At 29.5% G+C, this 12,983-nt stretch carries 9 protein-coding genes; all 9 read right to left on the bottom strand.

The window, feature by feature from the left end:
- Positions 1-274: 274 nt before the first annotated feature.
- Complete coding sequence (lysS, locus tag TY07_RS15820) at positions 275-1,780, bottom strand: lysine--tRNA ligase (protein ID WP_042402380.1); 1,506 nt, start codon at positions 1,778-1,780, stop codon at positions 275-277.
- A gap of 15 nt (positions 1,781-1,795) precedes the next feature.
- Positions 1,796-2,278, bottom strand: coding sequence for a transcription elongation factor GreA (gene greA / locus TY07_RS15825; protein ID WP_042402383.1), 483 nt, complete (start codon positions 2,276-2,278; stop codon positions 1,796-1,798).
- A gap of 169 nt (positions 2,279-2,447) precedes the next feature.
- On the bottom strand, positions 2,448-3,422 hold the full coding sequence (dusB, locus tag TY07_RS15830; protein WP_042402386.1) for a tRNA dihydrouridine synthase DusB: 975 nt from the start codon (positions 3,420-3,422) through the stop codon (positions 2,448-2,450).
- A 4-nt stretch (positions 3,423-3,426) separates the two neighbouring features.
- A complete protein-coding gene (locus tag TY07_RS15835; RefSeq protein ID WP_042402389.1) occupies positions 3,427-4,206 on the bottom strand; it encodes a type III pantothenate kinase in 780 nt (259 codons plus the stop codon).
- A 131-nt stretch (positions 4,207-4,337) separates the two neighbouring features.
- The gene (locus TY07_RS15840) at positions 4,338-6,008 is read right to left on the bottom strand and encodes a formate--tetrahydrofolate ligase (RefSeq protein ID WP_042402392.1); all 1,671 of its coding nucleotides are present in this window, start codon (positions 6,006-6,008) and stop codon (positions 4,338-4,340) included.
- 289 nt (positions 6,009-6,297) lie between these two features.
- A complete protein-coding gene (gene ftsH / locus TY07_RS15845; RefSeq protein WP_042402395.1) occupies positions 6,298-8,100 on the bottom strand; it encodes an ATP-dependent zinc metalloprotease FtsH in 1,803 nt (600 codons plus the stop codon).
- 47 nt (positions 8,101-8,147) lie between these two features.
- Positions 8,148-8,687 carry a hypoxanthine phosphoribosyltransferase gene (hpt, locus tag TY07_RS15850; protein WP_042402398.1) on the bottom strand — a complete coding sequence of 180 codons (540 nt, stop codon included), beginning with the start codon at positions 8,685-8,687 and terminating at the stop codon, positions 8,148-8,150.
- 5 nt (positions 8,688-8,692) lie between these two features.
- On the bottom strand, positions 8,693-10,087 hold the full coding sequence (tilS, locus tag TY07_RS15855; RefSeq protein WP_042402402.1) for a tRNA lysidine(34) synthetase TilS: 1,395 nt from the start codon (positions 10,085-10,087) through the stop codon (positions 8,693-8,695).
- Between the two features lie 144 nt (positions 10,088-10,231).
- A complete protein-coding gene (gene spoIIE, locus TY07_RS15860) occupies positions 10,232-12,619 on the bottom strand; it encodes a stage II sporulation protein E (RefSeq protein ID WP_042402404.1) in 2,388 nt (795 codons plus the stop codon).
- Positions 12,620-12,983: the final 364 nt, after the last annotated feature.

The raw sequence follows: 12,983 nt of genomic DNA on the forward strand, positions 1-12,983 counted from the left end.
GTCATTGCATAATTTATTATATCAGCTTTCTTATAAAATGCAACACTTTTTTTCTATTTTTTTATTTTTTTTATTCTAATCCTTATTTTTATCTAATTAACCTTGCTTTTATTAATAAAGTCAGCAAACTAAAAATTAGTAAGTTACAAGTGATAAATTAAATATGGAGTGAATTTGAATATTTTAAAATATAATATTCAAGCTTCATCATATACTTAATTCATTCTTCACTTTATCTCTTGTAACAAAAAAACCACCTTCCGGTGGTTTTTTATTAGTTTATTGGTTTCATTGTTGGGAATAGTATAACGTCTCTTATTGATGCTGAATCAGTTAAGAACATTATTAATCTATCTATTCCTATTCCAAGTCCACCTGTTGGTGGCATACCTGTTTCTAATGCGCTCATGAATTCTTCATCGATCATGTAAGCTTCATCATCACCAAGTTCTCTTTCTTTTTCTTGTTGCGCAAATCTTTCTCTTTGAACGATTGGGTCATTTAATTCAGAGTATGCATTACATAACTCTCTACCAAATACGAATCCTTCAAATCTTTCAGTGAACATTTCATTTCCTCTCTTTTTCTTTGTAAGAGGTGAAATCTCTACAGGATAATCTATGATAAATGTTGGTTGTATCATATGTTCTTCACAGAATTCCTCATATAACATATTTAATACTTCACCTTTAGTTACAGTATTTAATGGTTTTGGGAATTCTAAATGTTTTTCTTTAGCAATAGCTTGAGCTTCTTCATCTGATTTAATTGTAGCAAAATCAACTCCAGCATATTCCTTAACAGCATCAACCATAGTGATTCTTCTCCATGGTGGCATAAAGTCTATTTCAGTTCCTTGGTAAGTAACCTTTGTTGTTCCATTAACTTTCTTGCACACTTCTGCAACCATATTTTCAGTTAATTCCATCATATCATTATAATCAGCAAAAGCTTGATATAATTCAATCATAGTAAACTCAGGATTATGTCTTACTGACATACCTTCATTTCTAAAAGTTCTTCCTAATTCATAAACTTTTTCAAAACCAGCAACAATACATCTCTTTAAGTATAGCTCTGGAGCTATTCTTAAGAACATATCTAAATCTAATGTATTATGGTGAGTTATGAAAGGTCTAGCAGAAGCTCCACCAGCTATAGTTGCAAGCATTGGTGTTTCAACTTCTAAGAATCCTCTATTATCTAAGAATTCTCTTATTCCTTTTATAATTTGACTTCTCTTCATAAAAGTAGACTTAACTTCTGGATTTGTTATAATATCTACTTCTCTTTGTCTATATCTTAAATCTGGATCTTTTAATCCATGCCATTTTTCTGGAAGTGGTTTTAATGATTTACATATTAATTCTATTTCTTTAGCTTTAATAGATATTTCACCTGTTTTAGTCTTAAAGACTTCTCCAGTACAAGCAACCCAATCTCCTAAATCATTAGATTTATATTGCTTTAATGCTTCTTCTCCAACTTCATCAATCTTTATAAATAATTGGATTTTACCATCTCTGTCGTAGATATCAGAGAAAACAACTTTTCCTTGTCCTCTCTTAGACATAATTCTACCAGCAACTGTAACATCTTTACCTTCTAATTCCTCATAATTATCTTTAACTTGTTGTGAACTATGAGTTCTATTTACTTTGTATACATCGAAAGGATCTTTCCCTGCTTCTTGTAATTGAACTAGTTTCTCTCTTCTTAATCTTTCTTGTTCATTGAATTGTGATTCTAGTTCTTGCATGTTCATTTCTTCAGTTGACATTCACTATACCTCCAATTAGTCTCTTCTTATTTCTAAGACTTCAAACTTACTTACTCCGCTTGGAACTGCAACTTCTACTACATCTCCAACCTTTTTCCCTAATAATGCACTACCCACTGGTGATTCATTTGATATTTTAAAATTCATTGGATCTGCTTCTGCTGAACCAACAATTGTATATTCAACTTCTTCATCAAACTCGTAATCCATAACCTTTACTATAGATCCTACTGAAACCTTATCCTTTGGTATTTCGCTCTCATCAACAACAACTGCATTTTTTAACATATTTTCTAATTGAATAATTCTACCTTCAGTAAACGCTTGGTCGTTTTTAGCTTCATCATACTCAGAATTTTCACTTAAGTCTCCATATCCTAAAGCTACTTTTATCTTTTCAGTAATTTCTTTTCTTTTAACAGTTTTTAAGTATTCTAATTCCTCTTCAAGTTTTTTTACACCTTCGTAAGTCATTATAAATTTTTTTGCTTGACTCATAATCTTTCTCCCCTTCAAAACTTAACCGTATTCAACTTATAAATAGGCAAGTTTAGTAATCTTAAAATCATTTTAAATATTATAAATCAGGCTATTTCATCTGTCAATAAAATAGCTGACTATTTTCAATGCATCATTTTTACAATATTTCTCTATATAATATATATAGCTAAATATTTTTTAATTCATTTTTATATTCTTGCAATATATTAAATACTTCTGCACTTGTTGATAACGTATTTACTATATTCCTTAATTCACTACTTTTCGGTAATCCTTTTAGATACCACGAAGCATGCTTTCTCATTTCTTTTACAGCCTTAAATTCGCCATCATATTTAATAGCTAATTCATAATGTCTTAAACACATATTTATTTTTTCTTCTGCTGTAACAGGTAAAATTTCTTGGCCATTTAATACTCGTTCTATTTGATTAAATATCCATGGATTTCCCATACTTCCCCTTGCAATCATTATAGCATCACACTGAGTTATTTCTTTCATTCTTAATGCATCTTCAGGTGTAAATACATCTCCATTACCTATAACAGGTATAGATACTGCTTTTTTCACCTTACTTATTATATCCCAGTCAGCTTTTCCTTCATACATTTGTTTTTTAGTTCTTCCATGAACAGCAATTGCATCTGCTCCTGAATATTCCATTACTTTTGCAAATTCAACAGCATTAATATTATGCTCATCATATCCTTTTCTAAACTTAACAGTAACAGGTTTCTTTGAAACTTTTTTAATTTCACTTACTATCTCTCCAGCTAACTTAGGATTTAGCATTAAAGCTGAACCTTCTCCATTTTTAGTTATCTTAGGTGCAGGACATCCCATATTTATATCCAAAATACATATATCATCTATATTATTAAAATGGCTTTGTACAACTTCTGCCATTATCTTAGGATCATTTCCAAAAATTTGAGCTGCTACTGGCTTTTCTTCATCTGCAATTCTTAATAAAGTTTTAGTATTCTCACTTCCATAATATAATGCTTTTGCACTTACCATTTCCGTGTATACTAATCCACATCCCATTTCCTTGCATAATCCTCTAAATGAAATATCCGTTACTCCTGCCATAGGTGCTAAGAAAACACTTTTTTCAAAATTAAGGTTTCCTATTTTCATTTGTTTACTCCTTATTTTTATCGTAAATTATTCTTAACCCCTCTAATGTTAAGCTTGAATCAACCTTATCTATTACATTTGTTGATTTAGCTATTAAATTAGCTAAGCCTCCTGTTGCAATTACATATGGGTTTTCATATCCCATTGCAACCATCTCTTTTTTAGTCTTGCTAACTATATATTCTACTTGCCCTATATATCCATATAATATACCAGCTTGCATACTTGAAACAGTATTCTTACATATTATATTCTTTGGTAATTCTAACTCCACTCTAGGTAACTTTGCCGCTCTTTCAAACAATGCATCTGAAGAAATTCTTACCCCCGGACAAATACATCCACCTAAATAATTTCCGTCTTCAGTAACTGCACAATATGTAGTTGCAGTTCCAAAATCAATTATAATTACATCTCTTCTATATATTTCATGAGCAGCTACTGCATTTACAATTCTATCCGCTCCAACTTCCTTAGGATTATCATATTTAATATTTATTCCAGTCTTTACACCTGGGCCAACAATTATAGGATTTATATTAAAACTCTTCTTAACCATATTCTCTAAGGAATGCATTATATTAGGTACAACCGAAGAAATTATTATTCCTTTTACTTCTTTTGGATTTAAATCACTTTGATGGAATAATTGTATCATTTGAATACCATACTCATCTGAAGTTTTTTTAGAATCAGTAGAAATTCTCCAACCAGCTATATACTCGTTATCTTTGCATACTCCTATAACTATGTTGGTATTCCCCACATCTACCAGTAGAATCATAAACGCGCACCACCTTAACATAATTAAAGCAGCCCTAAAGCTGCTTTTATTGTACTATAAACAGTAATTTAAACTAATACTTTAATTTTAACAATTACATGTTATTTGTCAAGTGTTGTAAATTTTTATTTTTAGAACAATCCTACAATTTCACCATTTTCTAAAATATCCATTCTATTTGCTGCTGGTACCTTTGGTAAACCAGGCATTGTCATAATATCACCAGTTAATGCTACTATAAATCCAGCTCCATTTGAAACTCTAACTTCCTTAACAGTAATATCAAACCCTTCTGGTCTACCTAATAATGCTGGATTATCAGATAATGAATATTGTGTCTTTGCCATACAAATAGGTAGTTTATCTAATTCAAATTTTTCTAACTCTGCAATTTGCTTATTTGCTGCTGGAGTATATCTTACATCTTTTGCCCCATAAATTTCCCTGGCAATAGTTAATATTTTTTCTTTAATACTGCTCTTTTCATCATATAAAACTTTGAAGTTAGATTCTTTATTTTCTAATATATCATTAACTATATTAGCTAATTCTAATCCACCTTCTCCACCTTTAGCCCAAACATCACTTAAAGCAACCTTAACACCTAATTTATCACAGAAATTCTTTATATATTCAATTTCTTCATCAGAATCAGTTAAGAATTTATTTATAGCTACTACTACTGGAATATTATATTTTTGCATATTTTCTATTTGCTTTTCTAAGTTAACTATTCCTTTAGCTAGTGCTTCAACATTTGGAGTATTTAAATCTTCTTTTTTAACACCTCCATGATGTTTTAAAGCTCTCATAGTAGCAACAACTACTACACAATTTGGTGTTAATCCACCATATCTACATTTAATATCTAAGAATTTTTCTGCGCCTAAGTCAGCTCCAAAACCACCTTCTGTAACTACTACATCACCTAATTTAAGTGCCATTTTTGTAGCAAGTATTGAGTTACATCCATGTGCAATATTTGCAAATGGTCCTCCGTGAATTATTGCTGGAGTATTTTCTAAAGTTTGAACTAAATTAGGTTTAACAGCATCTTTCATTAAAAGAGCCATTGCCCCTTGAACATCCAATTGTTTTGCATAAACTGGATTTCCATCTAAATCATATGCTATTAATATATTACCCATTCTTTCTTTAAGATCGCTTAAGCTAGTAGCTAAGCAAAGAATAGCCATTATTTCAGAAGCAACTGTTATCATAAATCCATCTTCTCTTAGGAAGCCATTTATTTTTCCACCCATTCCTACTACTATATTTCTTAACGCTCTATCATTCATATCCATAACTCTTTTAAATATAATTCTTCTTGAATCAATTCTTAAAGTATTTCCTTGATGAATATGATTATCTATAGCGGCACATAGTAAATTATTTGCTGTTGTAATTGCATGCATATCTCCAGTAAAATGTAGATTTATATCTTCCATAGGTACTACTTGTGCATATCCACCACCTGCTGCCCCTCCTTTAACTCCAAAAACTGGTCCTAATGAAGGCTCTCTCAATGCTATAACTGCTTTCTTCCCAGTTTTACATAATGCCTGCCCTAATCCTACTGTAACTGTTGATTTCCCTTCTCCAGCTGGAGTTGGATTTATCGCTGTTACAAGAACTAATTTCCCATCTTTTTTATCTTTATTTTTATTTAATACATCTAAAGAAATCTTACATTTATACTTTCCATAAAGCTCTATATCATCCTCACCTAAATTTAGTTTTTCCGCAATCTTAACTATAGGCTCCATTTTTGCTTCTTGAGCTATTTGAATATCACTTTTCATATTATAAACCTCCCTAACATCTTCAAATTTTTAGTATACTTAATTATATCATTATAAATTCCTTTTTTAAACATAATTCGAACATTTTTATTATTTCCATAAAAATCATTCGTGTTTTGATTTTATTGTAAAATATCTTTTTAATAAAAAAAATTAATAAACAAATGAAAATAACTTTGCTTGAAATTTTTCTAACATTTAAAATATGTCTTTTTTCTTTTCAAACTAATTAAGGTTTATTCGTCACACTTAGAACTTACCACTAAAAAAAGTAGCCCTAAGGCTACTTTTAGTTTGCGTCAAATATCATTTCAAATTCTTTTCCATCTATCTTTTCTTTATCAAGTAATTCATTGGCTACTGCATGAAGCTTATTGATATTAGTCTTAAGTAAATCTTCTGCTCTAGCATATGCTACTTCAATAAATTTCTTAACTTCTTTATCTATTTCTGCACCAATTTCCTCACTAAAGTTTCTTCCTCTTCCAAGATCTCTGCCTAAGAATACTTCATTATTATCAGAACCATAAGAAATAGTTCCAATTTCATCGCTCATTCCATATTCCATAACCATAGCTCTTGCTATTGAGCTTGCTCTATCAATATCATTCTTAGCACCTGTGCTTATATCACCTAGTATTAACTTTTCAGCAACTCTACCACCTAAAAGTCCTACCATTTCATCTTGTAACTTTTCTTTAGAAGTATATGCTCTATCTTCAGTTGGTAAATGCATAGTATATCCACCAGCCATACCTCTTGGTATAATACTTATTTCATGTACTGGGTCTGAATGTTTTAAGCACTTCATTACAACCGCATGGCCTGCTTCATGGTAAGCTGTAAGCTTTCTATCATGTTCACTAATAGCTCTACTCTTCTTTTCAGGTCCTGCAATAACTCTAGTTATTGCTTCTTCAAATTCATCCATTCCAATAGCTTTTTTACTTTTTCTTACAGCTAAAAGAGCAGCTTCATTAGCTAGGTTTTCTAAATCAGCACCACTAAATCCTGGTGTTCTCTTTGCTAGTACCTCTAAATCTACGTCAACAGCTAAAGGCTTTTTATGTGTATGAACCTTTAAAACTGCTTCTCTACCTTTTCTATCTGGTCTTTGAACAACTATTTGTCTATCAAATCTACCTGGTCTTAATAATGCTGGGTCTAAAATATCCGGTCTATTTGTTGCCGCTATCATTATGATACCTTCATTAGCTCCAAAACCATCCATTTCAACTAGTAATTGATTAAGAGTTTGTTCTCTTTCATCATGCCCACCACCAAGGCCAGCACCCCTTTGTCTACCTACAGCATCAATTTCATCTATAAATATTAAAGCAGGTGAATTTTTCTTTGCCTGTTCGAATAAATCCCTAACTCTTGATGCACCAACACCAACAAACATTTCAACAAAATCAGAACCTGAAATACTAAAGAATGGTACTCCTGCTTCTCCTGCAATAGCCTTAGCTAATAAAGTCTTTCCTGTTCCAGGAGGCCCGACTAGTAAAACACCTTTTGGTATTCTAGCTCCCATTTCAATATATCTAGATGGAGCCTTTAAGAAATCTACTATTTCTTCTAATTCAGCCTTTTCTTCATCTGCTCCAGCAACATCATCAAAAGTTACCCTCTTAGCATCTGGAGACATCATCTTAGCTCTACTCTTTCCAAAATTCATTACTCCTTTTCCACTTCCACCACCTTGTGACTGTTGTGTAAAGAAGAAAATAAACACTACAAATAATAATATTATCATCCCCATAGGTATTATGGTAAGCCATACACTATTATTAGATGGTGCAGCATATTCTATCTTAATATCATTTTTTGCATATTGACTATTTAACATTTCCACCATTGTATCTGGCGCATATACTGTAAAATTCTTTTCATCTCTTGTCTGTCCAGTAACGAGCATCTTATCAGGATCAACTCTTATACTTTCAATTTCGTCATTTATCCACTTTTGTTGGAAATCACTAAATACTATTCTATCAGAACTACTTTCTCCCTTTAAAAGAAATGATGCAGCAAAAAATAATAATATTATAGCTATTATCCATACAGTAGCACTTGAATATTTCTTCATTCAAGGCCCCCCTTTCTCATAGTTTTTTTATTTTGTTTTTTAATAACTTACTTCTCATAAACCTCTCTTTTTAATATTCCTACAAAAGGTAAGTTTCTATACTTTTCAGCATAATCTAATCCATATCCTACTAAAAATTCATCTGGAGTTTCAAAACCAACATATTTACAATCTATATCAACCTTTCTTCTAGATGGCTTAGTTAATAAGGATACAATTTCAACTGAGCTTGCATTTCTACTTTTTAAATAATTTGATAAATAATTTAATGTAATCCCACTATCAACTATGTCTTCAACTATAATTATATGTTTTCCTGAGATTTCACTATCTAAATCTTTAAGTATTCTAACAACACCAGTAGTTTCAGATGAATCTCCATAACTAGAAACTGCCATAAAGTCAATTTGGCAAGGAATAGTTATATTTTTTATTAATTCTGCTGCAAATATTACAGAACCTTTTAAAACTCCTACCACTAATAACTCTTTTCCTTTGTAATCTTCACTAATTCTTGATGCTAATTCCTTCACTCTCTTATTAATAGCTTCTTCACTAAATAATACTTCTTTAATATCTTGTAACATTGTCACTATTCCTTTCTGTCAAACGTAATTTTTAATATATTTTTTGTATCCTGAGTTATTCTTGACTCTTGAGAAGTTTTATATCCAACAACCCAGGCAATTTTTTCATCAAAGCATAAAATAGGAACTTCATCTCTCTTTTCTCTAGGAATCTTCATATCAATAAAAATATCCTTAAGTTTTTTATTACCTTTCATTCCTAAAGGAATAATTTTATCCCCATCTCTTCTATGCCTAATTATAATCTCTTTTTCTATCTTATCATAATCAAATAACTTTATTAAGTTATTTTTAGAAAATTCTACCTTATTTTTATTATTAATAATTTGAAAACTAATATTATATTCCTCAAATACAATATCATTCAAAATACTATTTTTATTTATTCGCACTTCGCTGATCTTATCATCAATAATATTTTTTTCATTAACTTTAAATATAAGATCTCCATATGAGTTTTTGCATATTATATTATTAGTTAAGTTTATTTTCTTTCCTGTTGAATTTTTAGCTAAATTAACAATCTCGTATATATGCTTCATCTCGAAATTTTGATGACAATTAGAAATTTCTTTAAAAGCTTTTATTATAACTCTAGTAACTACAGCTTCCATTTCATTTACAAATAATTTTTTTGATACTTCTAACTGTTTAGCTTTAACTTTACAATATTTATTGTAACATTCTTTGGAATATTCTTCTATAAATTCATTATCTTTTTGTAATAATGATACCATTCTATTTAAAGTCTCAACTATATCCTCATTAAAATGTTCTTTCATATATGGAATTATATCTAATCTAACCCTATTCCTACTATAAATTCTCTCATGATTACTTTGGTCTATTCTCGGATTAAGTTTATTTTCTTCACAATAATCCTCTATTTCTTTTCTATTTAAGCATAATATAGGCCTTATAATACCATCTTCTCTTTTTGCTTTTATTCCTGTTAATCCTTCAAGTCCAGTTCCTCGCATCATACGCATAAGAACTGTTTCTGCTTGATCATTTGCATTATGTGCTACAGCTATTTTATTGTATCCATGCTTTTCTCTTATTTCTTCAAAAGCTCTATATCTTTCATTTCTTCCAGCCACTTCTAAGGAAACATTAGTATCATTAGCTACACATTCTATATCTATTCTTTTTACATAATAATTTATACCTAATTCACTACATAAATTACCTATATATTTTTCATCTTTATCTGATTCATCCCCCCTTAACATATGGTTTATATGTATTGCACCTAATTCTATATTAAGCATATCTTTTAACTTATATAATATATGTAACATGCAAACTGAATCAGGTCCTCCTGATAAAGCCACTAATATTTTATCTTCAGCTTTAATAAGTTCATTATCATTTATATATTCTATTACTTTATCTAACACTTATATTCTCCTATTTATTTATTTATAAATCTATAATACATTTACCCTATTTCAATGTAAACATTCTATATCTTAAGTTTATACATTTATTTCAAATTTAAATCTATTATCAAGATAATAAAAGTGCTCCTAAGAGCACTTTTATTAATAAGTTGAATATAATTTTGAAACTATTACTGTCATATCATCCAAAACCCTTCCGTTACTTTTTCTTTTAGCTTGTTCTAATATTTCCCTTGCTAAAATTTCCGGATTTACTTGTTCACCTTTTAAATAATTAACTATCCAAGTATATTCACCAACATTATCTTTATCAATATCTATAACTCCATCACTAATAGTTACTATTATATCTCCATTTTTAACTTTCTTCTTAACAGGCTTAATATCAATATCATCAACAATTCCAAAAGGCAAAGTTGTACTGTCAACAACTTCGATTTCGCTGCCTCTTTTAATAAAACTCATACTTGCTCCAACTTTTATAAACTGAGCTTCACCTGTATATAAATCTATTGAATTCATATCTAATGTAGTAAATTTTTCATCTTCACTAAACTTCATTCCCATAATAGAGTTTACTGCATTTAATGTAGTTGCTTCACTAAACCCACCTTCATTAAACTTTTCTATTAATTCAATAGCTGCTTCACTTTCTAAACCTGCTTCCGGTCCTGAGCCCATTCCATCACTTAATATTGTTACATATTCGCCTACCTTATTCTTTCCAAAACTATAACTATCTCCTGAATATTTCTCTCCATCCTTAACATTAAAAGCTACAAATGAAGAAACATTATACTTACAAGTTTCTTCCATAACTATTGAGCATTCATTAGTTTCTGGATCAACAGTACACCCATCTTGAGCTATACTTAATGGTGTTCTTACAAATTCACTAATAATAGGCAATATATATTTTCTACAATAACTTTCACCATCATAACTGTCTATTTTTATTTTAATCTTTAAACGCCCTTTTCTATCAGTATAGGAATAAATATTATTGTATCTAATTTTATTTTTAGCCAATGTCTTTCTTAAGACTTTATCAATTTCTAAACAACTATTTACATTACTATTAAAATCACTAAGAATCCCAGATACCGTTATAGACATATTATTTATTTGATTAGCTATAACTTTTCTGCCTTCTATCAATCTAGATTTTAAAGCTTCATTAACTGTATAAGTTGAAAATAAATCTTCTGCGCTCTTTAATAACGTAGTTCTCTTTACACATTTTAAATCTAATTTTTTAGGTAAATATACATTTTTATTTTCACAGCTTAACATAAGTTCTCCAAACTCTGAAAAAGTACTATGCAACTCTCTTCCCCAGCACTTACTATTCATTTCACAGCTTTGACAAACTCGATCTGCCAAACTTTCTATCATAGCAGCTCCTTTATTTTTCATAAGTAATTTTTCATTACCTGATAAATCTTCAATAGATGTTGCTACCGCTGATAAAGACCCTCTCAATGCTTCTAGTCTATCTACAAACTCTAATTTAATACCTTCAACTTGTGCATCACTTATTACATTACTTTTTTCATCATTACTAAGTTCTCTTAATATTTCTTTAATAACATTTGCCGGAACAACAAACATAATTACTGCTGCAAGGCAAACTTCTATACCAAATTGAATACTTATTTTACCCGTATACGCTTCCATCATAAACATAGATATAACATAAGCTAATATTGAGAAGCTCTTTCCTGTCTCTTTAAATACACCTACAATCAACCCACAAATTGAATACATAGTTGTTGATATAAGCAAATCATTATTAGCAATTCCTATTATTATTCCCATTGTTACACCTAATATAGCTCCAACGTTACTTCCTGCTGCATAAGCAATTGTTATCACCATAGCTAAAGCTATTATAGTTCTTATTTCAATTCCTAATATCGCAAAATTTCCTATCCCCGCTACTACTAAACAACTTAAAATAGCTATACTTATTAACTCTTCTGTTGAATAAAAGTAATTTGTGTTTAATTCTTGCATACAACCAATTCCATAATTCAACATATAAAATACTGGTATTATTAATAAAGCTTTAGTTAAAGAAAAAATTAAATTAATTTCAAAACTTTGCTCTCCAATAAACAACCCCACCGCTAATGTTACTCCGACAATAGCCAAAAAAGCTATGCTATTTTTAAATTCTTTATTAAGAGTATTACATATAATTTTACATAATAATATTGCTGTTGATATAGAAACATAAATTATTATATCTTTACCTTTACTATACCCTATAAGATATCCAACATTAACCGCTAAATAAACTAAAAGTAGTTTCTTAAAATCACTTTTTTTCACCATGGATAAAAAATACCCTATTCCAAAAGGAGCTAAATATAAGCCTTCAACAAAACCAAATCCCACTCTGCTTATCATAACTCCTGAAGCTAATACTACTAATAATCCTATCAACCCATTTTCAAAATCCAATTTTTTTGTTTGCTTTTTACTATCTACCCTTCTATAGCTAGGTACCTCTACTCCATAATCCATAACCATCAATCTCCTCTTAAAAATCCTACTAAAATAATAGCACTATTATAATTAGAGTTATGTCAATTAATGTTTATGAAATTTTAAATTCGTAAGACAATTATCCTTTTTTTTCCAATCAATATTTTATTTTTTTCTTTTTACACTCTTTATTTACACTTTAAAAATGTTTAGACCTATTTTTACTTGAATTATTTTGCTATTTAAATTGTATTTTTTGTCGCATATAATCAACATTTTTTTATATTCATTAGGCATATTATCAAATGTCATTTAATATACTTTTAATTTAAATAATCATAATCATTTATAAAATTTAAATTTAATAATAAAAAAGAGATACAAATTTCTTTGTATCTCTTTT

It is taken from the genome of Clostridium saudiense (genome assembly GCF_000577815.1).
Taxonomy (GTDB): domain Bacteria; phylum Bacillota; class Clostridia; order Clostridiales; family Clostridiaceae; genus Clostridium; species Clostridium saudiense.

What these genes read in the sequence shown, in the direction of transcription:
- dusB (WP_042402386.1), bottom strand. Translation starts at nt 3,422, where the DNA reads ATGAAAATAGGAAACCTTAATTTTGAAAAAAGTGTTTTCTTAGCACCT.
- lysS (WP_042402380.1), bottom strand. Translation starts at nt 1,780, where the DNA reads ATGTCAACTGAAGAAATGAACATGCAAGAACTAGAATCACAATTCAAT.
- TY07_RS15835 (WP_042402389.1), bottom strand. Translation starts at nt 4,206, where the DNA reads ATGATTCTACTGGTAGATGTGGGGAATACCAACATAGTTATAGGAGTA.
- spoIIE (WP_042402404.1), bottom strand. Translation starts at nt 12,619, where the DNA reads ATGGATTATGGAGTAGAGGTACCTAGCTATAGAAGGGTAGATAGTAAA.
- hpt (WP_042402398.1), bottom strand. Translation starts at nt 8,687, where the DNA reads ATGTTACAAGATATTAAAGAAGTATTATTTAGTGAAGAAGCTATTAAT.
- greA (WP_042402383.1), bottom strand. Translation starts at nt 2,278, where the DNA reads ATGAGTCAAGCAAAAAAATTTATAATGACTTACGAAGGTGTAAAAAAA.
- TY07_RS15840 (WP_042402392.1), bottom strand. Translation starts at nt 6,008, where the DNA reads ATGAAAAGTGATATTCAAATAGCTCAAGAAGCAAAAATGGAGCCTATA.
- ftsH (WP_042402395.1), bottom strand. Translation starts at nt 8,100, where the DNA reads ATGAAGAAATATTCAAGTGCTACTGTATGGATAATAGCTATAATATTA.